The sequence below is a fragment of the Arthrobacter sp. JDC6 genome, assembly GCF_056484025.1.
Map to the genome: position 1 here is coordinate 1,550,985 of NZ_CM151278.1, position 24,509 is coordinate 1,575,493.

Sequence of the window (24,509 nt, forward strand, 5' to 3'; positions counted from 1 at the left end):
ACTATGACCCCTGCTTAGCCCCGCATGTGTCGACGGAGTACCACAAGCTGGTAAGCCGCAACAAGGGCTTCGGATATGGCGACGGCCCAGGCCACCCCCACCACACCAAGGCTGATTGCTCCCGCTACGATCATCGGGGCACCTGCCAGGGCGCCGATGAGTGTCGATCTCGCTAGGTCCCGTGCCCGTCCAACTGCTACAAGGCAAGCCAGTCCCAGCACCTGTGATAGCGCCACCGCTGCAAAAGCCACTCCGATCGGTACGCTGAGGCTTGTGCCGAATGGGATGGGATCTTTGACAAGAACTTGAGCCGCAAACGGGCCAAGGATCGCCAGGGCCAGACCGCCTGCCACCCCAATCAAGGGCGCGGCCTGGGCTGCACGCCGGATTCTATGCTTCTGGTCCCGTACGCCACCTTCCGGTATCCAACCCTGAATAAATTGGAGAACGGGCGAGAAAGCTACGGCGCCGTATCGGAACAGCCGGTCCGCGAAGGCGTACACGTCCAAATGGGACGGAATCAGGATTGTGACGGCAAGAATCGGCAAATTCACGTAGAGGCTCCCAGTCGCCGCAGTGATGACTCCGTGCCGTTGCAACTGCATGCGCGACCAGGACCCACGGATGGAGAAGTCGAAGCTCAGGGTCGACTTAGCCGAGCCCAGCACCACGACTGCGCTGATCGCTACGGCAAACAGGCTGAACAGCAGTTGCGTCAGCACCATGAGAGTCAAATCTCTCGTGTTCGTAAGAACGAAAAGTCCAGCAACCGTACCGGCCAACTGCGGCAGCGCGTCAGCCAGAAAGAGGCGTGTTGGCTTTGCCTCGCCGATAAAGTACCAAGAGGCCCCAAGGAAGGGGAGAAGATACGTCAGGGAGGCCAGGAAGACAAAGGCGGCATGGGCCGGCTGCAAAGCAATCATGACACAGCCCATGATTGGTGCCGTCAACAAGTAGAGATAGGAGCGCGTTACGAGTGAGTCCGCGAAAAGTTGCGGACGTTCGGCCGCTGGCAGCGACGCGACCATCGACGGTCCGACGGTTCCCCATCCAAAGGCGACCAGTACACCGAACAGGGTGGCCAGCGATTGCACCAGCGCAAGGATGGCCCACAGCCCGGACCCGACAACGTCGGTGATGACAGGAATAGCTATTAGTCCGACGACGGTGCCGAGGCCAACGGTCAGGGCAAACTTCGCCAACCTGGCCAGCGCTGCGGCAATTGCTTTCATGCGGTTCTGTTCCTTCGACGTGCCTTTGTAAGCGTTGAGCGCCAAAGTATCCAGCTTAGAGTAGCCGGCGCCCCTCGCCGGACAAGGGGATTGTGCCCCAGGTCGACTACGATGTACCGGGAAGTTGATCTAAAAAGTCAGGAAATTTCATGTCCGTAGCTGCTGTCGTCGTCTCTTACAACCGTCTTGACTACCTGAAGAAGTGCCTGGCGGCTCTGGAACAGCAGACGAGGCCGCTCGATGAAATCATCGTCATTGAGAACGGATCCACCGACGGAAGCGCAGAGTACATACGCGACTCACACCCGACTGTCACGATGTTTGAGACAGGTGCCAATCTCGGTGGAGCCGGGGGCTTCGCCTGGGGAGTGGAGATTGCTCTTGCCCACGGCCATGATGCAGCGTGGCTCATGGACGACGACGCTGAACCCGAATTGGACGCACTGGCGCCGTTGATGGAAAAGTTCGAGTCCATGGCGCCCCGTCCCGCGTTCCTTGCGTCACTCGTGACGGCGGGCCGGGGGGAGTTCAATCCCAGGAATCCCCCCGTAGTGAGCCGGGACGCTCATAAGCAGGTACGGGCCAGCGAACTGGGCGGTATCGCCATTGATGCCGCGACCTTCGTGGGCGTGCTGATCAACCTTCAGGTTGCCGCCGCCACGCATCTGCCGTTCAAGGACTTCTTTATCTGGATTGATGACTCCGAATACACCCATCGACTGTCCAAGATGGGCTTCGCGATGACCGTCAAGGAGAGCCAAGTCAACCACCCGGTTGCCAAGGGCATTGGAGAGGACATGGGATCACGGCTGTTCTTCCATGTCAGAAACAGCCTTTGGTACATCCGGGAACGGGAATTCCCGCTGGGTACCAATGTGTTCGATGTTCTGTTGTTGATCCAGCATTCTCTGCACCAGGGACTGGCCGCCCGGAGTAAGAAGGACTGGTTTGTGGCGGTTGCCAAGGGTTATGGGCAGGGTTTCTTCACCAAACCCACCCGTCAGATGCCCGGTGAACTGCTGGCCACCCTTTCCACCGAGGCCCGGGAACGCATCAACTGCTGACGGTCCCGGTCCCGGTCACGTGCTGCGGCAGCACCGGACGCTCAAGGGGGCCTTGGAACCGAAGCACCGCGAGGGCGCCGGCGAACAGGTCAGTTGATTATGTTCCGGCTGCTGATGGGTTTCACGAAGACCCCCAGCAAGATTTCCAGCACCCGCATCAAGGGCACATTTTTGCGTCGCCAACCCAATGCCAAAAGCTGGATCAGGCGTAGTGCCTTGGGCGCGGCATAAATTTCCAATGCACCCCGAAGGTCCGCAGGGATTGAACGTCCGTCGCTCTGAAGCCGCTGCAGGAGCGTCCGTGCCATCAGCGTCCGCCAGCCCAGCCCTGTCTTATAGATGAGTCGGCAGATACTTATAGGCGACGCGTTGCCTTCGTAGCGGCGCACGAACCGGAACGTGTTACGTATTGAGCCCGTAAGACTCTGCCGGGATTCTCCTACAACGTTGCCGCCGTGCTGGATGTAGTCCTGGAGGACCAGGTCCTTCACGCGTGCGCCGTCTCCGGCCATAGCGCAGAGAGCGATCCAATGGTCGTGATACTGGGAAGGGGCGGCCAGCGACGGGAAGGGCAAAGCCAACTCAAGGAGTTCACGACGAAACACACAGAGTGCGCCTGTAACCTGGTTGTTGGCGACAAGATCAGCCGGCCCTACATTCTTCCGATCGGTCTGCGTACCCTTGGCTGGGTCCAGGTCTGTTGTTGACATCTCTGGTGATACGACGCGGGCTTGACACGTCACAAGCGCTGACTCCTCGAGGTAGGGGAGCAGCGTGGTGAGCTTTTCCGGATACCAGTAGTCATCCTGGTCGCTGAGGGCTACCCAGCGTGCCTCCGCAGGAACTGCATTGAGCGCACGCTCAAAATTGTGATGGAACCCAAGCCTGTCGTCGTATCCAAGCACCTTGAAACGCCTGTCGCCTCCGCAGGTCCGGCTGACAATGTCCTGGACGCGCTCAAAATTGCCATCAGCCGATATGAGGCATACAAAGGCGGTGTGAGTCTGGGCTTGAATGGACAAGAGCTGCCGAGCGAACATGGTTTCGTCGGGCTCGTAGGCGGCCATAGCTACAGCGCCAAATGCTTCAGAATAGTTACCCGCCTGAGCCGGCGAAGTTGGAGGCGAAGGAGCGGGGCTCATGTTGTCTGGGACTTCCGACGAAGGGCAACGAGGAACGCCCGGAGCAACATAATCCTGGCTCGGACGATTTTGGAGATGGGACGTCGCGATTTGGGTGTCGTGTTTTGTTCATGCAGGCGGCGTGCAACAGTGGCCGATTCCACATGTTCCATTTCACGATTAATGTTCGCCACGATCGCTATCCACTGGTCGTGGGTTTCCGTAAGAAACGTTGGAAAGGGAAGAATCAGACGCTTGGCATCTGCGCGGAAGGCCATGGTACAGCCATAGTAGGGTCGGATGCCGATCCACGTGGTAACCAGGTTCGATAGCCAACGCCCACTGTCGGCCTTCTTCAACTGCACTTTCTGCAGCTTGTTGGCGGGGCCGCCAAACACCGTGAAGTTGCTTGCCGCAAAGGCCTTGGTGTGCAGTGAATCCACCAGCTTTTCCACGCGCCCCGGCAACCAGATGTCGTCCTGGTCCGAGAGCATGATGTAGGCACCTTTGCTCGCGGCGATTGCCTTCTCGAAGCTGGAAACATACCCCATGTTTTCCTGGTTGGGAAGGAGGATGATACGGGAGTCATTGATGCTGCGGACGACGTCGATAGTCCCATCTTTGGAGGCATCGTCCACGACGATGAGTTCGTCCTCGGGCGACAGTTGGTCGAGAATGGACGATATCTGCTCCGCCAGGTAATCCTGTCCGTTATATGTTGCCATGCAGACAGATACCCTTTTTACCGCTTTCGCATTCATGAGCTGATCCGTTGCTGAAATGAGGGGTCAATCTTTCCGAGCCGTCCAAGCCAGCCGTCGAGGCAGCCGCGGGCCAAAGCACGGAGTTGCCCCTTGCGGTTTGCCCCATACAGCAGTCGAAAGATGTCGCTTTCCAATTGGAATCTGAGCCGTCGCAGGAGCCAGCCTGGGAATCGCGCACCGTATTGGCGCCAAAGGTAAATGCTGTTTCTGGTTATGTAGTACACCCGGAACGGCGCGTGCGAGTGGACGTGCCGTTTGGTGCCCAGAACGGACACATGCCATCCGAAAAGCATCATCGGCTGTGCATGCCCCAGGGCATGGGTCATATTGCAGCCCTTTCCTATCAGGGTGGCGAGGCCATGGGACCGGACGCGCAGATTGAATTCAGAGTCCACGCAATCGATGAAGAGTCTTTCATCCATCATTCCCACGGCTTTGAGGGTTGAGACAGGTATCAGAGCTCCAGATTGGAGGGGATCGAATGCTTCAGGAAAGTGAGCTTTTTTGGTGAGAAGGGGAACGTTTAGGCCATTGTGCGACTGGGCGCTGATAAGCCCGGGATCTATTCCCTCGGCCTTCGCCGCCGTGAAGGTGTTGAGCGCAGCTTCAATGTAGCCGGGATCAAGCGCGGAGTCCTGGTCCAGGGTCAACACGAAGTCGGGGGACCACTTTTGAAGCGCCAGATCGATGCCGGTGTTCAGGGCGGCAGCAATTCCTGAATTTTCCGGCATCCGGAGCACAGTGCAGCCGATCTCTTCAAGCTCCTGCAGGACGGTGCTGGAATGGCTGATATCCGAGCCATCATCGACAACCACGGTGTGTGCCACCTGCTTGTTGAGTTCCAGGACTCTCTCGGACAGGTCCTCCGGCGGGTGGAATGCGGAAATAATGGCCACCACTCTGGCGTCACTCTGGCGCGTCACGTCTCACTGTTCCTTTTCGCTTATCCGAATTGACCGGCCCCAACTGAGGGAGCCGTCAGGCAGCAGGATCCAGTGTATCGTCGCCCGGAGGGAACAAGGCGTCAGTCATGAGACGCGGTAGACTAGCGTCTTTTGTCCAGACCAGGTCAGTTCTTTCTCCAGGGTCAAGCAAGAAGCGGAAAGTTCTCCGGATGCCGTGATGTGGGTAAGGCTTGGAAACGCCCCTTTCAGATCACAGGGGTCAATGTGGAGGATTGTCCTGTCTCCACCGTTGTTTGAGAAGGTCTTTGGCAGCCCAGGTGTCCAGGCGAATTGAATGAAGCCGCCGCCCCTGTTCCAGTCGTTGGCATATCGATGTTCGGGATCAAGAATGCTCCACTTACTTTGGTCGGGGCCGGAGCGCTGAACTCCCGTGAGTGAGGGCACGCCATTAGCAAGCAAGAGGGTGTCAACAGCCGACCTGTCGGTGGCCCAGAGAGTTCCTGCTTCGCGGCTTTCGCTCCCCTCGGAATATAAGTAGGTCGCTGCTGGTGACGCTCTGAGGTCGCCCAAGCCGAAAAGTAGAGGATTAGCGCCATAAACTGGAATCGCGGCAACGACAGCAGCAAGTCCGACGGGATAAATGGACTTGGGAAAGCGTGTGACAAAGAAGACGACTGCTGCAACGCCGGCAGCCGCGAGAAGCGCCTCCTTCCTTGACATGCCCGGCAGATAAGTGAGCTGAAGCTGGGAACCCGCATAGGCGGTTACCAGTCCTGTTGTGAGCCCTGCAGCAATGGGCAAGCGCCACCGGGGGCTGTCCTTGAGACGGGACAACAGCACGGCAACCAACAATGTGCCGATAATTCCGCAGACTTGGGCCGCCCTGGCAGGCTGGACATAGTTGAGTAGAGGGATTTGAGCCCCCACAGGGCCAAAATTAATGGTGCACCACAGAAGCCACACAGCACCAAAGAAGGAAAGTATCAGGGGTACGACATTATCCCTCCATCTGCCGATTCCAGAGACGCCCAGCCATACCAGCACAGCCCAAAGGAAGGTTATGGTAAACGCGGTAGACATCTCGCTCTGGTTGCTGCCGACAGGGATTGCATCTTTGAGCTCCCCCAGGGATGGTGCACCAAAAAGGAACCCAAATGGCTGAGCTTCGCCAGTTGACCGTCGCGAACCTGGATATACCGTGTTCAGCAGGGCATTGATGCCCTCCCTGTTTTCCAGCAGCGTGCCTATCCCGAATATCAACGCTACGCCGGCTGTGAAGCCGAGGGCCTTGATCTTCGGCACCCAACTCTCCTTCCGGGAAAGGATCCAAAGGGACGTTGCAGCCACCACGGGAAGACCCAGAACCAAAGACCACGGAATGTAGAAGCTGGGGATGCCGGCAAGGAGAATTCCACCAGCAACGGACTGAGCGAGCGGGATGGGCAGGCGCCGCGATTTGAAGCCGCCATATGCGGAGAGCAGGAGACTCGACCCCGCGATCGTGTACGCGATTAGCTGGATCGGCATCATCGTCCACCAGGATGCGGCGGGGGAGAGCGCTATAAGGAAAGCAGCCAGCCATCCCATGTGCCGGGATGCCCCAATCTGCTGAAACCATTTGGGAAGGAAAAGGAAGAGCAGGAAGGCCGGGAGCCACCAGTGGGCTGCGAAAACCATCTCGTCGGGCAGAACCGCCGCGGACCGGAGCATGGTGGAATCAAAGTAGACGAACGTTTCGAAGAACCCGCCGGAAGGATACCTGTGAACGACATCAGCCGGCGCGGCAAGATAGCTGGTAGTCGGGGCTGCCCCCGTCGCCATGATGGAGATCGCAATCGGGGAGAATGCGTTGTACTCGTCAGAGCGAATAGCGGAGCTCGACCCCAGTTGGTTTCCTTCCGGGTGGGAAGGATCTTGTCGGAGTTCTGCCACTCCAATTGAAGAGGTCGTGGCTCCAGTGATCACCAGGAACGCATACACAGCGATGACGGCCATTCGCGCCATTCGGTCGGAAGCTGACACCCAACGCCAGGCATGCAAGCTGATGCTTTGAAGTCTGGACGACATCTGGGGTGACATTCTGCTCTTCCTTCTTGCCTAACGACTGCTGTTACCTTTGCCATAACCCGGGCACGACGCTGCACAGACAATTTCGACCGACTTGCATGGGATCCCTGCCGCCCATAGATCGCGGCTGGCGCCCAGACCAAGGGGACCAAAGGTGAAATCACCGGCTATGGCTCGATGCCGCAGAATGATGTGTTGTTGCTCCCCAAATTTCTGAAGCGCCGAATTAACCACCGCGCCCCCGGCGAGGCGCCACGTATGCAACGGCAACGCAAGTATAACGTCATGAAACCGGTCGAAGCCGTCGGCGCGAATGCCGCCTCGACCTCTTTGCCGGTAGCACCCCATGGACAGCCACCCGGTATGATGGCTTGAGCCCGACTGCAACCTGCGGGGGTATACGGAACTGGGAGTGGCTTGCAGACAACAGACAGTGCGCGATCAGTGAAGCATCGAGCACAGAAACTCGCTTCCCGGATCTCAGGGATCGTTGAGCGCAGTCACCTGATCAAGTTCCTGCTCGTTGGAGGCGCTTCCTTCGCAGTAGATCTTGCTCTACTGGCCCTCATGCATGAAGTCTTCGGAGTGGACCTCTGGATTGCCACGCCCATCGCTTTTGTCGCCAGCTTGGTGTTCAACTTCGCCCTCCAGCGCTCCTTTACGTTCCGTGCCAGAAACCGGAGCCATGTGAGCCTGCTTAAGTATCTGGCCCTGGTGGTTTTCAACATCGTGGCAATAGATGTCATCGTGAACGGCTTCGACGCCTGGGGAATTTCCTACGGAATAGGCAAAGCGTTCGCGACTGTACTGACCACATCTTGGAACTTTTGGCTCTATAAGGTATGGATTTTCAGGCATGAGCCCGGAAAAGTTCCTGCTCGTGCAGGAACTGTGACCGCTGAAGGCACGGACTAGCACTCCTCAAACGACCATCTGGCTCACGTTCGGACTAACCGCTGGCGGGCATCCGCTGGAAGACAAGAAAAGGATCTACCTGGCACATGGCCATTGATGTATTGCTTCCCTACTATGGGGACGTCGACCTGATGAAACTCGCTGCCCAGAGCGTCATGAGCCAGCAGTTCGAAGACTGGCGGCTCATCGTGGTGGATGATGGGTTTCCTAGCCCCGAACCTCAGCGCTGGTTCGAATCCATCTCCGACCCTCGGGTGAGCTACCAAAAGAACGAAAAGAACCTGGGTGCCAACGGAAACTACCGCAAGGCCCTGGACCTGGCTGAAGCCCCCATCGTCGTCGTCATGGGCGCTGATGACATCATGCTGCCGAACTATCTGGCAGTAGTATCAAAGGCTTTCGAAGCCTACCCACAAGCCAGCGTGGTGCAGCCAGGGGTCCAGGTGATCGATGAGAAGGGCCGAGTCGCGTCGCCTCTGGTCGACATCGTCAAGAAGGTCTATGCCCCGAGCGTCAAGGAACCGGTCCTCCTGCAGGGCGAAAGAATGGCAACCAGCCTTATGCGGGCAGACTGGGCTTACTTCCCGTCCCTTGCTTGGCGCACGGACGTGATTCGCCGCATCGGTTTCACCGAGGGGCTGCACGTCGTCCAGGACCTCGCACTATTGCTGGATATTGCTGCTGAAAACGGATCTATGGTGGTTGATCCAACCTTGGCATTCCTTTACCGCCGTCATTCAGCCTCAGACTCATCAGTTAAGGCTCTGGATGGGAGGCGCTTCGATGAGGAGCGGGCCTTCTTCGAGGGCCAGGCGCGCCGATTCCGCGAACTCGGCTGGCAGAGGACAGCTCGCGCGGCTGCTTTCCATACGACGTCGCGTCTGAACGCCGCTACCCTGGTCGCGCGTTCCCTGGCGATTGGAAAGACCGATTCCCTGCCCCGGCTGTTGAAACACGTTATCTCATAGGAGACTTAAATAATTCAGGTGGCTGCAGGCATTGACCGGCAGCCACCTGAATAGTTTAAGCAGTGGTTTCGGGTGGCCTTCCCGCGCTTGGCACCCCGTTGTCCGGTACAGATTGATCGCGTGTTTGGCCTTTTTCCAGTTCCTGTACTTTGAGCCGCAGAATTCCTACTTCTTCGGCCAGGACACGGATTTCGTCCTCAGCCTGGGACTGCTCGAAAGACAGATGAAGGCAGACCAGGACGAGCAAAAGCAATGCCATCGCGAAAAGAAGGTTTGAAGGCACTTGAACGCCGAGCACGCCGCTGGCCCAGAAAAGCAGCTGTGGGAACGCAACAAGGACCAGCATTCCAACACCGATGATGATCCAGAGGACTGCGTACTTTTCCCTCAAATGACGCCGGCGGAGCATCTCGAAGATAATGAGCAGAATGACCAGCACAAAGATGAAGCCAACAAGCGTGGCCATGTGAACTCCTAGTTGGATGACGGTTCGTTCTTCTTGCGCGTCAAAGCGAAGAGGAGGGCAAAAGCTGACCGGCCGAGGTAGATGGCTGCCTTCAATGGGTCGTGGCTCGGCGTCCCGCCCTGCCGCTCCCGCATTGACACTCCAACCTGGCGCACGGTGCACCCAGACCGGATCGCAACAACCAGGGAATCAATGGTGTCCCCGAGGTACTCCGCAGGGTAGTGGTCTACGTATTGTCGGATGGCCTTCGTGTTCGCAGCGCGGAAGCCTGACGTGACATCCGTGAGCCGGGTTCCTGCGACCCTCGATATCGTCCACGCCAGGACGTTCATGGCCCACTTACGGGGCCCGCGGACTGTGTAATTGCCCTTATCGGCGAAGCGGGCACCGATGACGATGTCTGCTTCCTGGAGCCCATCGAGGACGGCTTTTATATCCCGGGGATCGTGCTGGCCATCCGAATCCACTTGGATGACCTGGGTGTAGCCCTGCATCTTTGCGAATTTGAACCCGGTTCTCATGGCACCGCCAACGCCCATGTTGAACGGTAGCTGCACAACCAGCGCGCCTGCATCACGGGCTACCTGTGCCGTGTCGTCCCGTGAACCGTCGTCAACTACCAGGACATCGCAATCCGGGCCAAACTCGAAGACCTCACGAATCGTGTTGCCGATGGCCTCCGATTCGTTCCAGGCCGGCATGATCACAAGGGTGTGCTGCGTCTGATCTACAGGTCTCATGCCTTATCGTTTTCCAACTTCAGATAGGCTGCCAGCCGCTCGTCGGCATCAGGTATGTCGAAACCCGTAGAGCGCGTCTTTGCCAAGTCGAGCGTGCTGGAAAGTGGCCGCGGGGCCGCTGCCTTGTCCTTGAAATATTCGGCAGTGGTGATGCCAGTGACGTCACTGCCGGATGCCCCGCACTGCTCGAACACATCCCGCGCAATATCCGCCCAGCTCCTGACGGGCCCGTCATTGCTGAAGTTATACAAACCATAGGTTGCATCCGACTCCAGCAAATGTCGAATGAAAGCCGCAATGTCCTGGGTGAAGCTCAGGCGGCCTGTCTGGTCATTCACGACGGAAGGCTTGACCCCTTTTCGCGCCAGGCTGGCCATGGTGCGGACGAAGTTATTTCCTTCTCCAATAACCCAACTGGTCCGCACAATGTAGTGGCGGGGAACCACGCTGACTACCGCGTCTCCGGCGGCCTTGGTCTGCCCATAAACGCCCAAGGGAGAGCAGAGCTCGTCCTCGTCGTGGATATCGCGGCTACCGTCAAAGACATAGTCCGAGGAAATATGGACCAAAGTGAGATCATTCTCGACGGCGGTGCGCGCCAGTTGCGCTACGGCCGCGACGTTGATGGACCAGGCGGAGGCCCGCCCATCTGCGCTTTCCGCTGCGTCGACAGCAGTGTAGGCGGCGGCGTTGATAATCGTCGAGTAGTTCTTCCAGTTCCTGCTTTTGAAACTGTTCGCGTTGGTGAGATCGAACTCAGCGCGGCCTGCAAACTCAACCGAGGTATCGCCGTCGTACTGGGCACGAAGTGCCTTGCCCAGCTGCCCCCCGGCACCTACCACAAGGATCTTCTTGGCTGCCATCGGGACCACGTCGGCCATCCGCGGGTGCGCTTTGTCCTTGTCAGAGAGTTCCGCCTGGGTGAGCGGAATCGGCCACTGGATCGCAGCCGTCTCATCGGCGAGGTTAAGGAAGGTGTATTGACCTTGAGCGTCCGCGGACCAGTGGTCGTTCACCAAGTACGTGTAGGCGGTATTGTCCTCCAGCGTCTGGAACGCATTGCCGACTCCGCGGGGGATGAAGATTGCCTGGCTCGGGTCGAGTTCAGCCGTGAAGACCGCACCGAACGAGGGGCCCTCCCGAAGATCAACCCACGCCCCGAAGATGCGGCCGGTGGCCACCGAAATGAATTTGTCCCACGGCTCGGCATGGATCCCACGGGTGGTTCCGGCCTTTTCGTTGTAGGAGATGTTGTTCTGCACGGGCCGGAAGTCAGGCAACCCGAGAGCAAGCATCTTTTCCCGCTGCCAGTTCTCCTTGAACCATCCCCGGTTGTCGCCGTGGACCGGGAGGTCGTAGAGAACGACGCCGGGAATGGGGGTTTGGTGGGCAGCAAGCTTCTTCGAGAACTCCAGCGACATGGATTACTGGCCCTGTTCCTTGTATTTTGCTTCGGTGGCAGCCTTCTGCGGGCGCCACCAGTCTTCGTTATCCCGGTACCAGGCGATTGTGTCTTCGATGCCCTCGTCGAAGTTGGAGAACTGAGGTTTCCACCCGAGTTCGTCGCGCAACTTGGTGGAATCGATGGCGTAGCGGAGGTCGTGACCTGGCCGGTCGACCACATGGTCGTAGGCATCCGGGGCCTGTCCCATGTGCTTGAGGATCAGCTCTACGACGTCTTTGTTGTTCTTCTCGCCGTCCGCGCCGATCAGATAGGTCTCGCCAATCTTTCCCCCGGCGATGATTGCAAGCACAGCGGAGGAATGGTCGTTGGCGTGGATCCAGTCCCTGACGTTCTCGCCCTTACCGTAGAGCTTGGGGCGAATGCCGTCGATGACATTGGTGATCTGCCGGGGGATGAACTTCTCCACGTGCTGGTACGGACCATAGTTATTGGAACAGTTGCTGATGGTGGCCTGCAGGCCGAAGGAGCGTACCCATGCCCGTACCAGCAGATCGGAACCGGCCTTGGTTGACGAGTACGGGCTTGAGGGGTTGTAAGGCGTTTGTTCGGTGAAACGCTCCGGGTCATCCAGCTCCAGGTCTCCGTAAACTTCGTCCGTGGAGATGTGGTGGAAGCGTTTGTTGTGCTTGCGCGCTGCCTCAATGAGCGTATAGGTGCCGATGATGTTGGTGTCCAGGAAAGGGCGTGGGTCGTGCAACGAGTTGTCGTTGTGCGACTCGGCAGCGTAGTGAACAACGACGTCGGAATCGGCAACAAGACCATCTACAAGGGCTGCGTCCGCGATATCGCCCCGGACGAAGGTGAAACGTTCCTCCGGAAGGCCCTTCAACGACTCGAGGTTACCTGCGTAGGTCAGCTTGTCCAGAACCGTTACGCGGTCGTCGGTGTTTTCCAAAACGTAGTGGACAAAGTTCGAGCCAATAAAGCCGGCTCCGCCGGTTACGAGAAGTCGCTGCATAATTCCCTAGACTACCGGATTTGCTGCTGCTCCTAGCGAAGGGAAAGATGGGGACATGCGCGGAATAATACTGGCCGGCGGAACCGGCTCCAGGCTTCATCCCATCACGCTGGGTGTCAGCAAGCAATTGGTACCGGTCTACGACAAGCCGATGATCTACTACCCGCTGTCCACGCTGATCCTGGCTGGGATCCGGGACATCCTCATCATTACCACTCCCCACGACGCGGAGCAGTTTGAACGCTTATTGGGGGATGGGTCCCGGTTCGGCGTCTCCATCACCTACAAGCAGCAGCCTTCTCCTGACGGACTGGCCCAGGCATTTGTGCTCGGTGCGGACCATATCGGTGATGACAGCGTTGCTCTGGTCTTGGGTGACAACATCTTCTATGGCCAGGGCATGGGCACTCAGCTGCGCAGGTTCAAGACCATCGACGGGGGAGCAGTCTTCGGATACTGGGTCAAGGATCCGTCTGCTTACGGGGTGGTGGAATTCGATGACGATGGCAAGGCTTTGTCCCTGGAAGAGAAGCCCGCGGCACCCAAGAGCCACTACGCAGTTCCAGGGCTCTATTTCTATGACAACGATGTTGTTGACATCGCCAAGAACCTCAAGCCGTCCGCCCGCGGTGAACTCGAGATCACCGACGTGAACCGCGTCTATCTGGACGCCGGTAAGCTGCAGGTCGAGATCCTGCCCCGGGGAACTGCTTGGCTCGACACCGGGACCTTCAACGACCTAAACGATGCCTCCAATTTCATTCGGACGGTGGAGAACCGGCAAGGCTTGAAGATTGGAGCGCCCGAAGAGATCTCGTGGCGGCTGGGGTTCCTGACCGACGATGAACTCCGCGAAAGGGCCGAACCCCTCGTCAAGAGCGGTTACGGCTCATACCTGCTCGAGCTCCTCGCCGAAAAGTAGATTTCTACAAACAGAAAAGGGTTGAAGCGGCTGCTTCAACCCTTTTCTGTTCTGAATCCAATAGCTTCTGACCGTGGCTCCTGCCTCTCGCAGCAGGAGCCACACCGGTTACCGGCGCACTGTGCTTGCGCTTGCCCCAGTTGTGGGGCTCCAGGTGATGGACCCGCCCTGGTAGTTCTGGAAGCAGCCTCCGTTGGCCAAGGTGCAGGAAGTCGCCGCGATGGGATAGCCGAGGAAGCTGTTCTCGTAGCCAAGGCTGGCGTACTTCGTGCGGATTGGTCCAGTGCTGGGCTGAGCCCCCGTTGCCTGCGACCACAGCATCGCTCCGCCTTGGAAATTCTGGTAGCAGCCCCCGTCCCTGATGCCGCAGACCACACCGCCCGTAGGGTATCCCAACTCGCTGAGCTCGTAGCCCATGGAGCCCCACTTGGATCTGATGGGTCCGTTGGGGCTTATCTGCGCGCCCGTGGTGGGAGACCAGAGAATAGCCCCGTTTTGGTAGTTCTGGTAGCAACCACCGTCTTTCAAACCGCAGACCTGGCTACTGGTGGGGTATCCGAGAGAACCGTTTTCGTATCCTGTCGCAGCCCAGAGTGTGCGGATGGGCCCTGCAGGGCTCGGCTGGGCGCCCGTGGCCGCCGACCAGAGAACGGCGCCATTCTGGAAGTTCTGGTAGCAGCCTCCTCCGACAAGTCCGCAGACTTGGGTTGCGCTGGGGTAGCCAAGTACTCCGGACTCGCGCCCCTGAGCTTTCCACGAGGCAAAAATTGGGGACATGACCCGCAAAACGCCTCTGCCGGAAGTCCACGTAAGTGAGCCGTTCTGGAAATCCTGCGAGCAGCCCCCGTCGGGTAGCCCGCAAACTTCATTTGCGGTGGGGTAGCCCATGGCACCGTTCTCAAAGCCAGTTCGAGCCCATTCATTTCTGATGGGACCAGCCTTGCTCAGCTGCGCACCGGACGTCGCAGACCAAATAATGGCCCCGCCTTCGAACTCCTGGAAGCAGCCGCCGTTGACGAGCCCGCATGTTTGAGGCCCGGTGGGATATCCCATCAGACCGCTCTCACCCCCTTGCTGAAGCCACAACGTGCGGATAGGTCCGGCGGGGCTCAATTGGGCTCCAGTGGAGGGTGACCAGACGGTGGCACCCTTTTCGAACAGTTGCCGGCACCCCCCGTTCTTGAGGCCGCAGACTTCATCTGCAGCGGGGTAGCCCAGGGGTCCTGCTTCCCGGCCACCTGCCCTCCAGGCCGACTCCATCTGGCCCCAAACGATGTGTGCTCCATTGGTGATTGAGGACGCGATGCTGCCTGTTTGGAAACTTTGGAAGCAGCCGCCGTCCCGAAGACCGCAAAGCGTGTCGCTGGTCGGGTAGCCAAGTGGCCCTGACTCGAAGCCTGTCTTTTGCCAAGCCGCCCTAATGGGTCCGTTGAGGCTGCGCTTGGCCCCGGTAGCAGGAGACCACAAGACCGCGCCCGACTGGAAGTTTTGGTAACAACCCTGTGCGGCGAGGCCGCATGTTTGACCTCCGGTGGGATATCCCATAACGCCGTTTTCAAAGCCTGTTGCTGCCCAGGCAGTTCGAATTGGTCCGCTCACGCTGATTTGCGCGCCAGAGCCAGAACTCCACAGGATGGCACCGTTCTGGAAGTTTTGATAGCAGCCGCCGTCCTTCAGGCCGCAGATTACGGCAGAGGTCGGGTAGCCCATGGTTCCATTTTCGAAGCCGTCGGCTTGCCAGAGCGTCCTGATCGGACCTGCCAGGCTGGGATGGGCTCCGTTGGCCGGGGACCATATGACTGCACCGTTCTGGAAGTTCTGGTAGCAGCCTCCCTCGCGCAGGCCGCAAACTATGTTGGACGTCTGGGCTCCCAGTTCTGGCGTACGGGATCGGACGTCGCCTATGGCCTGGCTCGCCGCCAATGGAACGGCTACGGAAGCGAATGCCTTGAGTCCCGCATAGTCCCCGTTCCAAACGTTGGAGTCCCCAGCAAACGGCCCGGTGCTGCTGTACTGCCAGATGCTGTAGGTGTCCCAACTCCCTGTCGGAATGGCGCCCGCATCGTTGGTTGCCGAGTACGGGTAGGCCGCAACCCACAAGGGATAGTCCCCAATGTAAGCGGCCATGAAAAACTGCCCATAGGCGGCCACGAAATTGCCCACTGACGGCCAGTAGAACTGCCCACTGGTGGCCATGAGATCTGCCCACTTCCTCAACTGTTCCTGCCGCGTCTTCAGCGGCGGGGGCCTCTCCCCGGGATTTGATGACGGTGTCTAGTCGCACCAAATGTCGTCCCAGGAAGAGGCCCTGTATGAAGCATGACGGAGAAATCATGGAAATTCTTGCTGCCTATGATCTGACCGGATCGTTGCGCGCCACCGCGGAGCTCACGGGCTGCTCGCACCACACTGTAGCCAGGCACGTCGCCGCGCGGGACGCCGGCCGGCCAATTGCAGAACCGGCGCCCCGGCCCAGGGTCACGGACGCTTACCTGCCTAAGATCGAGGAATGGGTAGAGGCGTCCAAGGGCCGGATCCGCGCCGACAAGGCCCACGAAAAGCTGCTCGCCCTAGGCTATGAGGGGTCCGAGCGGTCTACGCGCCGGGCGATCGCGCAGGTCAAGGCCGCGTGGCGGCTCGGACACACCCGTGTGCACCGGCCGTGGATCACCGAGCCTGGGATGTGGCTGCAGTACGACTTCGGCGACGGGCCACGGATCGGCGGCGTAAAAACCATTCTGTTCGTTGCCTGGCTGGCGTTCTCAAGGTTCCGGATCGTGATCCCGTTGCGGGACCGGACCGCGCCGAGCGTGTTCGCAGCCCTCGACCGGTGCTTCCGGATCCTGGGCGGGGCACCAACGTATGTCCTGACCGATAACGAGAAAACCGTGACAACGGCCCATGTCGCAGGGGTTCCGGTGCGGAACCAGCAGACCCTGGACTTCGCCCGGCACTACGGGGTCACCGTGCTGACCTGCCAGCCCGCGGACCCTGCAACGAAAGGCGGAGTCGAAGCGTCGGTGAAACTGGCCAAAGCCGACCTCGTGCCCACCGACACGAACCTGAGGCCCGGTTACGCTTCCTTTGCCGAGCTGGAGGCCGCCTGCGAGGCGTTCATGGACGAGGTCAACAACCGCGAACACCGGGCCACCCGACGTAAACCCGCAATGGTTTTGGCGGAGGAAGCGGCCCGGCTGCACCGGATCCCGGAGACCGCGCACACGGTCGCGTTCGGGCTGGCCCGTATAGTCCCGGAGAACACCCCGATGGTCTCCTTCGAGAACGCCCAGTACTCGGTGCCGTCGCATTTGCTCGGCGCGAAGGTGTTCGTCCGCTCCCACGGCACCGGCCCTGACGAACAGGTCATCATCGTCCACCACGGCCCGACCGGCCCGGTCGAAGTCGCCCGCCACGGCCGGGCAAGGCCCGGCAGTCCCGCGGTCATCGAGGAGCACTTCCCAGGGACCAGTACCAGAACCCCGGGCGACTACGCCGTGAAGGCACGCACCGCCGGTGAAGCCGAGTTCCTGGCCATCGGCGCCGGCGCCAAGACCTGGCTCGTGGAAGCCGCGGCTGCAGGAACAGGCCGGATGAACATGAAAATGGCCGAGGCCGTGACCCTGGCCAAGATCGCCGGGACCGAGTCCGTGGACCGTGCCCTGGGAGACGCCGCGCTGCACGGCCGGTTCGCCCACGGCGACCTGCCCTCCATCCTGAACGCGAACATCCGCCGCACCACCACCCACGCCGCTAACGAAACCAGGTCCCTCACCCAAGGCACCAGCGCCTGGGCAGGCCTCGGCGCCGAGCCGTCCAGCGCCCCCGCAAAGGAGCAGAGCCGATGAGCCCGGTCACCACCACGAACACCACCGCCCCGGCCCTGCCGGCCGAACTGGAAGCGCTGATGCGGCAACTGAAGATGCCCCACGCCCGGGCACTGGCACCGGAGCTGATCGCGACCGCCCGCGCCCAGCGCTGGGAACCAACCGAGATCATCAAGGCACTGTTCACCGAAGAAGCCGCAGGCCGGGCCCGGTCCATGCTCGCCACCCGGCGCAAAGCAGCAGGCTTCCCGACCGGGAAGACCTTCGACGTCTGGGACCCCGCCGTCTCCTCCATCCCGGCGCCCACCCAGCAAGCCCTGCGCACCCTGGAATGGATCACCCGACGCGAGAACCTGGTCGTCTGCGGGCCCTCCGGCACCGGGAAAACGTTCTTCCTCGAAGCCCTCGGCCAGCAAGCCGTCGAAGCCGGGATGCGCGTTGCCTGGTTCAGACTCGAAGACCTCGGCGCCCTCATCCGCGCACACCGCACCGACGACAGCGTCACCAGGGCCGTGGCTAGAATCCTCCGCGCGGAACTCGTCGTGATCGATGACATCGGCCTTCTCCCGGTGGCCACCGACGCCGCCGAAGGACTCTACCGGGTCGTGGACGCCGCCTACGAGAAACGCTCCGTCGCGATCAGCTCGAACCTGCACCCCGCCGGCTTCGATGAACTGATGCCCAAAACCCTCGCCACGGCAACCGTGGACCGGCTCCTGCACCACGCCCACGTCTGCCAAACCAGCGGCGACTCCATCCGACTCACTCAAGCCCTCGCCGGGAAAGGAGTCACCGAACTGAACTAACAAACCCTCGACGATGGCCAATCCCACCGAAAACCCTCAGTGGGCAGATCTGTTGGCCATCACCGGGCAGATTTACTGGCCACCAGCGGGCCGATTAACTGGCCGCCCGTGGGCAGAAACCAAAGGCCATTGACACCCCAAAACCGGTGGGATTGCCCAGGCACTGGTTCCACCAATTTGTATTCGTATAGATCATCGGCAGTCTGCCGGTGAGGGACCTCATCGTGTTTCCGAAGTCCTGGACCCAGGATGTCAGTTGCGCCTGGGACATGCCATAGCAGGTGTTGCCAAAGTAGAAGCCGTTGATCGTCCGACCCTCGTAGGGGTTGAACTCGAAGTCGAGAACCGGCGGCATCGTATAGCCGTCGCCGGACCATCCGCCACCGTTGTTCACGAAATAGCGCGCCTGATCGGCGCCGGAAGACCAGTTGGGGATCGCGAAGTGGTATGCACCCCGGAGCATCCCCACGCTTCGTGCGCCTTGGTACTGCGAGCCAAACAGATCATTCGTGAAGTAATTGCCTTCAGAGGCTTTCACATACGCGAACCTGGCACCCATGTTCCACTGCTGCTGCCAGTCGACGCTGGTTTGGTGTCCACTGACGTCAAGCCCCTGTATCCCAAAGGAGGGCATCCATGTGCCCTCTGTTGCGAGCGATTCGGCGCTGAGCTTCTGGGCGGTGGGCGACGGGGAAGCAGAGGTCACTCTCTTGGACCTCTGCCCCATTTCCGCCCCGCCGGGGCCGATGGCCTGGGCCATTGACTGGGGAGTAGCCGACGTCGGCGAACTGGCTGCGATGGAAGGCTGCGGCGACGCTGTGGTTGTTGGTGCCGGCGTCGCCTGTGGCAGCGTAGTGGCAGTTTGGGACGGGGCAGGCGTTGGTGTGGGACTGGGCTCCAAAGCGGAAGCTGCTCCGATCAGGCCAGGGCCGGTCAGCAAGGAGGCAGCTAATAAGCCGGCCCCAAGGGACATCATGATTGGGCGACGGGACTGAGACAGGTTCCGCTTCATATGTGCTCCGGAGACAATGCGGCGCTCCCCCAAGCGCCTCTTTGGATACTGCTCAGGTGATTTCCCCCAGGAAGGCACCTGATAGTGCTATTTCGATAAATAACGCGCTCACCATAGCACCAGTGTTACTGGCGCAACCAGTGATTCTGGTGTTACTTATGTGAATCCTGTGGTCTTCGAAGCGAAATCTTGAGCCCTACTAAGGGGAATCTTGAGGGTCGTCAGTTATCCACAGGAGTGCTGCATGACTTGTTGCGGCAGGACCCTCTACTTAAGCTGTACCCAGTCGAACTGCCTCCGCTGGGGGCGGCAGTTGTATGGGGGAACATATGGACGCGCTGGGAATTGTCGAGGACGAAGTCCGCGAGCTCATCCGCCGTCGTGGGCTGGACCCACTGAGGCAGGCAGGAGAGGTCCGTAGGCTGGTGGAAGCAGCCGTCACTGACTATGACGAGCGCGCGCTTATGGGGCCTCTTCCACCCCTTGGCCCGTTGGATGCTGCCCGTAGGTTCCTGTTCGATGCCGTAGCCGGCTTTGGAGTGCTCCAGCCACTCCTCGACGATCCTTCAATAGAAGAGATCTGGCTCAACGCGCCAAACGAAATATATGTGGCACGCAACGGGGAGTCAGAGCTGACCTCGCTGAGCCTCTCCGAGCAACACGTGCGTGACCTCGTAGAACGCATGCTCAAAAGCTCCGGCAGGAGGCTGGACATGTCGTCCCCTTTTGTGGACGCGGCACTGCCGGACGGATCCAGGCTCCACGTAGTCATTCCGGATGTAACCCGCCGGCACTGGGCCGTGAACATCCGCAAATTCGTCGTGAAGGCCAGCCGACTGGAACACCTGGTCGAGTTGGGAACGCTGACACCGCAGTCGGCACGATTTCTCGGCGCAGCGGTGTCCAGTGGCCTCAACATCCTTGTGTCGGGGGCCACCCAGGCAGGCAAGACAACCATGCTGAACTGTCTGGCGGCGAGCATAGGTAGCCGGGAGCGTGTCATCACGGTCGAGGAGATCTTTGAACTTCAGTTTCCGCTCCGGGACGTGGTGGGTCTGCAGTGCCGGCAGCCGAACCTCGAAGGTGAGGGCGAAATTCCACTCCGTCGCCTGGTCAAGGAAGCGTTGCGGATGCGTCCGGACCGGCTGGTGGTAGGGGAGGTGCGGGAAGCCGAGAGCCTGGACATGCTGATTGCCCTTAACAGTGGCCTGCCCGGAATGTGCACCGTCCATGCGAACTCGGCGCACGATGCTGTGACCAAGATCTGCACGTTGCCGCTGCTGGCGGGGGACAACATCTCCAGTGCGTTCGTGGTCCCCACCGTTGCATCCTGCATCGACCTTGTAGTGCACTGCAGCAGGCATCCCGATGGGCGTCGGCAAGTGACCCAAATCCTATCGTTGGGGCGCCGCGTGGAAAACGGCATCATCGAGTCGTCACTGGTTTTCGCCCTGGAGAATGGAATCCTGCAACCACGGGCCAACGCCATGCCGGCAGCTGAGAAGTTTTCGCGGGCAGGATACGACCTCGCCACGCTGCTGGATCCGCGATGATCCCGGCGCTGATGGGGGCGGCGCTAGGGATGGGCCTCTTCCTCATTTGGTGGTCCTGTTGGGAAACGCCGGACCCCGGGAACCGCGTGCGAAAGCCCGGCCACCTGGCTGACCTGCTCGCGGTTGCCGGGGTCGACAGGGTCTCAGCCCGCGGTTTGGCCGGTACTTGCTTGGGCCTCGGGGTTTTTGTAGCACTGGTGTTCTACGGGCTTAGCCATTCGTGGCCCATTGCCGGCTGCTTCGGACTTTTCGGCACATGGCTTCCCATCACCATCCTCAGGTGGCGGGCCAAAAAGAGGACGGCCCTGCTGCGCCAACTCTGGCCTGACGTCGTGGATCATCTGCGCTCTGCGATCCGTGCGGGCCTGCCCCTGCCCGAGGCCCTCATTCAGCTTGGAGAAAAGGGACCTGAGGAATTGCGGCCCATTTTTCGTGAGTTCGGCGCTGACTATCGCGCCGGAGGCCAGTTTGATGGGTCTCTAAACAAGTTGAAGCAGCGATTGGCTGACCCGGTGGCCGACCGCATCGTCGAAGCGCTCCGGCTGACCCGGGAGGTAGGCGGTTCGGACCTGGGGAAGCTCATGGGCACCTTGGCGGAATTCCTGCGGGAGAATGCCCGGACCCGCAGCGAGCTCGAGGCGCGGCAGTCGTGGACCATCAATGCCGCCCGGCTTGCCGTCGCGGCACCCTGGATCGTGATGATCCTGCTTGCCAGCAGGCCGGAGGCGATCCAGGCCTACAACACGCCTATGGGCGCCGCAGTCCTGCTCGGCGGCTTGGTGGTCTCGCTTGTTTGCTACACGGTGATGTTGAAGATCGGGGCCCTGCCACAGGACGAAAGGGTGCTCCGATGATCGTCATCCCGCCTGCAGCAGTAATCTGCGGTATCGGCCTTGGCCTTGGTTTGTGGCTCGTGATCTTCCGGTCACCTCCCATGCGCGCCCTGACGCTTTCCCAACGCATAGAGCCCCAACTTAAGTCGCAAAACCTGGAGTCGAGGCTCCTGCACGCCGGCGAGCAGAACCTGACACCTTTCGGCCCCCTCGAACGAATTTTCCGTCCCGTCTTCCGGGACTGGCTGTCCGCGTTGGGAAGACTGAACCCCACGCCTGGTGCCACGGGCCGGCGGCTGGCCCAGGCAGGAATCAACAAGTCTGCCATCGACTTCCGCGCTGAACAGTTGCTGTGGGCTGCTGCGGGTTTTGTCCTCTCAGCGACTTTCATGCTCATTGGAGCCGCAGCGGGCAGGTTCAGCCCGCTCTTGGCAGCGGCGGTAATTATCGGCAGTACTGCAGCGGGTTTTGTGTTGCGGGACTACTGGCTTGGCGCCCAGGTCCGCCGGCGGGAAGCGCGGATGATGGCCGAGTTTCCCAGCCTTGCCGAACTGATGGCCCTGGCCGTCGGCGCAGGGGAGAGCGCAACAGGCGCATTGGATCGCGTCTGCAGGAGTGCCAACGGTGAGCTGTCCAAGGAATTTTCGAAGATCCTCGCGGAGACCAGGGCCGGCAAGCCGCTGATTCTGGCAATGCAGGAGTTCTCTGCGCGCACCGACCTTGCGCCGCTGGTCAGGTTTGTTGACGGCATCATCGTTGCGGTGGAAAGAGGAACACCCCTTGCGGACGTGCTTCGCGCGCAGGCGCAGGACGTCCGCGATTCGGCCAAGCGGGACCTGATGGAAGCTGCCGGGAAAAAGGAAATCGCAATGATGGTGCCACTGGTTTTCGGGGTGCTTCCCCTGACCGTGGTGTTTGCTGTCTTCCCCGGCCTGGCCGCCATCAACCTGGGCTTCTGATGGGGAGAAAGACCCGAAGCCCGGACCCGCTGCCATTAGTTAAAGCCCACCTTAGGAACCAGGAATAGGACTCAAGATGAAAACCATGGGAACCCGCTGTGCACTGCTGCTTCTTGGCCTTGCCGCTTTACTGCAGCTCAAGGTGCCCGCGACAGCCGGGAGGGGGCGCCCTATCGGTGCACAGTCCACCGAAGGCAGGGAAGACCTTCAGGTGCCTCCGACCATCGGTAACGATAACCCTGAACGAGGTGACGTTCCGGGATGGGTGATGATAACCCTGATGTCCGCGGTCCTGGTTGCAGCCCTGCTGGCGCTCGCGGGCCCCGCCTTGGAGGCCATGTTCAACCAGGCAATGGACAAGGTGGGGAACTGAACCATGCTGCCGTCCGCTCACGGACCCGTGCAGCCAGTGCTGCCCAGGCCGGGCGAGCGGGGTTCAGCCGTGGTGGACTTCGTCCTGGTTGGCGGGTTGCTGACGATGTTCTTCCTTGCGATTATTCAGCTGACCCTGGTTCTGCATGTCCGGAACACACTTATTGATGCTGCTGCCTCTGGTGCCCGGTACGGCACACTCGCTGACCGCAATGCCGCCGACGCGCAAGAGCGGACCCGCAGCCTCATCAGCATGGCCCTGAACGAAGGCTTTGCTGACCAGGTCAGTACGCAGGAAGTAACTGTCCAGGGGATGCGCACCCTGGAAGTGACTGTCCGGTCCCCAATGCCGGTCATCGGCCTGATTGGGCCCCGGGACCTGCTGGAGGTGAAAGGGCATGCGGCTGTCCAGCCTTGATCCGTTCAGCGCCAGCCCGTTGCCCCACCCCGACGGACCACCCCGCGCCAGTGCGCAGTCCTGTTCCAGTGCCCAGTCCCGCCCCAGCGCACAGGCCGGTTCCAGTCTGTTCCTGGTCACGGCCCGCGTGGCAGAAGTGCTCTGCAGGGAGCGTGCCGGGGGCACGCACGTGGGCGACCCATCCCACTGCCCCAGGCCTGCTCGCGGGGAGCACCAGCAGCAGGGCTTTGTGCATGAGAAGCAGGGGAGCGGACACGAGCAAGGAAGTGCGGTAGTCGAGTTCACGTTCCTTGCACTTCTGCTGATGGTCCCGCTGGTGTACTTCGTGATCACCGTCGGGCAAATCCAGGGCGGTTCCTTCGCCGTGGTGGGTGCCGCGGACCAGGCGGCCAAGGTTTATGTGGCACAGCCGGATTCCTCCACAGCCCAGGCAGCTGCGGAGCAGGCCGTGGCCCTCGCCCTTTCCGACTTCGGGCACCAGGCAGACAGGGCCCGCATGGCCACGACCTGCAACCCTGCTGACTGCCAGGCCGCCGGAACCACGGTGACTGTCACCGTAAGCCTGAGCGTACCGCTGCCGTTCATTCCGTTCGCCGACGGATTATCAGCCACGGAGGTTGAGGCGTCTTCCACCCAATTGGTAGGCCGGTACCGGTGAAACGCCGGGAATCGGACCAGAGCGGCCAGGTCATGGTGATGATTCTCGGCTACATCACCCTGGCACTTCTGGTGGCGACGGTCGTCGTCGGCATATCTGCCGTCTATCTGGAGCACAAGCGCCTGCTGTCCCTGGCAGACGGGGCATCGCTTGCGGCGGCCGACAGCTACACCCTGGGAGAAGTCACATCCCAGGGTGGAAGCCCCTCGGCTGTCCTTAATCCCGCGCGCGTCCGCAATGTAGCTGCCGACTTCGTCTCGAGGAGCCCAGCCTCGCAGCGTTTCTCAGGCCTCGCCGTCGCCGCTACAACGGGTACACCTGACGGTTCCACCGCCGTCGTGGTCCTCACGGCAGACGTGCACCCACCTGTGGTGAACTTCCTTGTCCCTGATGGCATCCGAATCGAAGCGACGTCCACCGCCCGCTCACGCCTGACCCGCTGAGTCATGCACCCGCTGAGCCAATGATCCTGGCAGCGCCGGGCCGT

Annotated in this window: 25 protein-coding genes; 14 read left to right on the forward strand and 11 right to left on the reverse strand. The window is 60.4% G+C overall.

The annotated features are described in order from the left end of the window. Positions 1–14: 14 nt before the first annotated feature. Complete coding sequence (locus ACV095_RS07225; RefSeq protein WP_478223189.1) at positions 15–1,232, reverse strand: lipopolysaccharide biosynthesis protein; 1,218 nt, start codon at positions 1,230–1,232, stop codon at positions 15–17. A 149-nt stretch (positions 1,233–1,381) separates the two neighbouring features. Between ACV095_RS07225 and ACV095_RS07230 the strand changes: the two genes are divergently transcribed. Further along, entirely contained in the window at positions 1,382–2,296 is a 915-nt protein-coding gene (locus ACV095_RS07230; protein ID WP_478223190.1) for a glycosyltransferase family 2 protein, read from the forward strand. An 89-nt stretch (positions 2,297–2,385) separates the two neighbouring features. On the opposite strand, the gene ACV095_RS07235 is transcribed toward ACV095_RS07230, so the two are convergent. From ACV095_RS07235 to ACV095_RS07250, 4 genes are all read right to left on the reverse strand, one after another. After that, on the reverse strand, positions 2,386–3,363 hold the full coding sequence (locus ACV095_RS07235) for a glycosyltransferase (RefSeq protein ID WP_478223191.1): 978 nt from the start codon (positions 3,361–3,363) through the stop codon (positions 2,386–2,388). A 71-nt stretch (positions 3,364–3,434) separates the two neighbouring features. After that, on the reverse strand, positions 3,435–4,178 hold the full coding sequence (locus ACV095_RS07240; protein ID WP_026265649.1) for a glycosyltransferase: 744 nt from the start codon (positions 4,176–4,178) through the stop codon (positions 3,435–3,437). Beyond that, positions 4,175–5,104 carry a glycosyltransferase gene (locus tag ACV095_RS07245; protein WP_478223192.1) on the reverse strand — a complete coding sequence of 310 codons (930 nt, stop codon included), beginning with the start codon at positions 5,102–5,104 and terminating at the stop codon, positions 4,175–4,177. The genes ACV095_RS07240 and ACV095_RS07245 overlap by 4 nt, the downstream gene beginning before the upstream one ends. A 105-nt stretch (positions 5,105–5,209) precedes the next feature. Next, positions 5,210–7,081 carry a DUF7657 domain-containing protein gene (locus ACV095_RS07250; protein ID WP_478223193.1) on the reverse strand — a complete coding sequence of 624 codons (1,872 nt, stop codon included), beginning with the start codon at positions 7,079–7,081 and terminating at the stop codon, positions 5,210–5,212. A 516-nt stretch (positions 7,082–7,597) separates the two neighbouring features. Here ACV095_RS07250 and ACV095_RS07255 point away from each other — a divergent pair. Together ACV095_RS07255 and ACV095_RS07260 are read left to right on the forward strand one after the other, a co-directional pair. After that, entirely contained in the window at positions 7,598–8,068 is a 471-nt protein-coding gene (locus tag ACV095_RS07255; protein WP_223992078.1) for a GtrA family protein, read from the forward strand. 86 nt (positions 8,069–8,154) lie between these two features. Beyond that, entirely contained in the window at positions 8,155–9,036 is an 882-nt protein-coding gene (locus tag ACV095_RS07260) for a glycosyltransferase family 2 protein (protein WP_018768486.1), read from the forward strand. Between the two features lie 55 nt (positions 9,037–9,091). Here ACV095_RS07260 and ACV095_RS07265 read toward each other — a convergent pair whose 3' ends face one another. From ACV095_RS07265 to rfbB, 4 genes are read right to left on the reverse strand one after another with little or no spacing between them, the layout of a single operon-like run. Then, positions 9,092–9,502: a DUF2304 domain-containing protein gene (locus tag ACV095_RS07265; RefSeq protein ID WP_478223194.1), complete on the reverse strand. Its 411-nt coding sequence runs from the start codon at positions 9,500–9,502 to the stop codon at positions 9,092–9,094. A gap of 8 nt (positions 9,503–9,510) precedes the next feature. Further along, positions 9,511–10,242, reverse strand: a complete 732-nt coding sequence (locus ACV095_RS07270) for a glycosyltransferase family 2 protein (protein WP_478223195.1) — start codon at positions 10,240–10,242, stop codon at positions 9,511–9,513. Next, on the reverse strand, positions 10,239–11,663 hold the full coding sequence (locus ACV095_RS07275) for a sugar nucleotide-binding protein (RefSeq protein ID WP_018768483.1): 1,425 nt from the start codon (positions 11,661–11,663) through the stop codon (positions 10,239–10,241). Before ACV095_RS07275 ends, ACV095_RS07270 begins: the two co-directional genes overlap by 4 nt. Before the next feature lie 3 nt (positions 11,664–11,666). Further along, on the reverse strand, positions 11,667–12,665 hold the full coding sequence (gene rfbB / locus ACV095_RS07280; protein WP_478223196.1) for a dTDP-glucose 4,6-dehydratase: 999 nt from the start codon (positions 12,663–12,665) through the stop codon (positions 11,667–11,669). A 55-nt stretch (positions 12,666–12,720) separates the two neighbouring features. On the opposite strand from rfbB, the gene rfbA reads away from it, so the two are divergent. Further along, positions 12,721–13,587, forward strand: coding sequence for a glucose-1-phosphate thymidylyltransferase RfbA (gene rfbA / locus ACV095_RS07285; protein WP_018768481.1), 867 nt, complete (start codon positions 12,721–12,723; stop codon positions 13,585–13,587). A gap of 108 nt (positions 13,588–13,695) precedes the next feature. Here the strand turns inward: rfbA and ACV095_RS07290 are convergent, their stop codons facing one another. Continuing rightward, positions 13,696–15,783, reverse strand: a complete 2,088-nt coding sequence (locus ACV095_RS07290) for a GH25 family lysozyme (RefSeq protein WP_478223197.1) — start codon at positions 15,781–15,783, stop codon at positions 13,696–13,698. A 116-nt stretch (positions 15,784–15,899) separates the two neighbouring features. Between ACV095_RS07290 and istA the strand changes: the two genes are divergently transcribed. Both istA and istB read left to right on the forward strand, forming a co-directional pair. Next, the gene (gene istA, locus ACV095_RS07295) at positions 15,900–17,432 is read left to right on the forward strand and encodes an IS21 family transposase (protein WP_223993174.1); all 1,533 of its coding nucleotides are present in this window, start codon (positions 15,900–15,902) and stop codon (positions 17,430–17,432) included. Next, on the forward strand, positions 17,429–18,217 hold the full coding sequence (istB, locus tag ACV095_RS07300; RefSeq protein WP_223917527.1) for an IS21-like element helper ATPase IstB: 789 nt from the start codon (positions 17,429–17,431) through the stop codon (positions 18,215–18,217). Before istA ends, istB begins: the two co-directional genes overlap by 4 nt. Positions 18,218–18,311: 94 nt before the next feature. Here istB and ACV095_RS07305 read toward each other — a convergent pair whose 3' ends face one another. Then, positions 18,312–18,851 carry a GH25 family lysozyme gene (locus ACV095_RS07305; protein WP_478223198.1) on the reverse strand — a complete coding sequence of 180 codons (540 nt, stop codon included), beginning with the start codon at positions 18,849–18,851 and terminating at the stop codon, positions 18,312–18,314. 4 nt (positions 18,852–18,855) lie between these two features. Between ACV095_RS07305 and ACV095_RS07310 the strand changes: the two genes are divergently transcribed. The 8 genes from ACV095_RS07310 (at position 18,856) to ACV095_RS07345 (ending at position 24,465) form a co-directional block, all read left to right on the forward strand. Further along, a complete protein-coding gene (locus ACV095_RS07310) occupies positions 18,856–19,212 on the forward strand; it encodes a hypothetical protein (protein ID WP_018768479.1) in 357 nt (118 codons plus the stop codon). A 346-nt stretch (positions 19,213–19,558) separates the two neighbouring features. Continuing rightward, positions 19,559–20,782, forward strand: a complete 1,224-nt coding sequence (locus ACV095_RS07315; protein ID WP_018768478.1) for a TadA family conjugal transfer-associated ATPase — start codon at positions 19,559–19,561, stop codon at positions 20,780–20,782. Continuing rightward, positions 20,779–21,636 carry a type II secretion system F family protein gene (locus ACV095_RS07320; protein WP_478223199.1) on the forward strand — a complete coding sequence of 286 codons (858 nt, stop codon included), beginning with the start codon at positions 20,779–20,781 and terminating at the stop codon, positions 21,634–21,636. Before ACV095_RS07315 ends, ACV095_RS07320 begins: the two co-directional genes overlap by 4 nt. Continuing rightward, positions 21,633–22,574, forward strand: a complete 942-nt coding sequence (locus tag ACV095_RS07325) for a type II secretion system F family protein (RefSeq protein ID WP_134163815.1) — start codon at positions 21,633–21,635, stop codon at positions 22,572–22,574. Before ACV095_RS07320 ends, ACV095_RS07325 begins: the two co-directional genes overlap by 4 nt. A gap of 76 nt (positions 22,575–22,650) precedes the next feature. Beyond that, the gene (locus ACV095_RS07330) at positions 22,651–22,947 is read left to right on the forward strand and encodes a hypothetical protein (protein ID WP_134163816.1); all 297 of its coding nucleotides are present in this window, start codon (positions 22,651–22,653) and stop codon (positions 22,945–22,947) included. A gap of 3 nt (positions 22,948–22,950) precedes the next feature. Continuing rightward, positions 22,951–23,364 (forward strand): TadE family protein, encoded by a 414-nt coding sequence (locus tag ACV095_RS07335; protein WP_018768474.1) that lies wholly within the window; start codon positions 22,951–22,953, stop codon positions 23,362–23,364. Beyond that, positions 23,345–24,022, forward strand: a complete 678-nt coding sequence (locus tag ACV095_RS07340) for a hypothetical protein (protein WP_134163817.1) — start codon at positions 23,345–23,347, stop codon at positions 24,020–24,022. The genes ACV095_RS07335 and ACV095_RS07340 overlap by 20 nt, the downstream gene beginning before the upstream one ends. Then, positions 24,019–24,465 (forward strand): pilus assembly protein TadG-related protein, encoded by a 447-nt coding sequence (locus tag ACV095_RS07345; RefSeq protein ID WP_018768472.1) that lies wholly within the window; start codon positions 24,019–24,021, stop codon positions 24,463–24,465. The genes ACV095_RS07340 and ACV095_RS07345 overlap by 4 nt, the downstream gene beginning before the upstream one ends. The last annotated feature ends 44 nt before the right edge of the window (positions 24,466–24,509 follow it).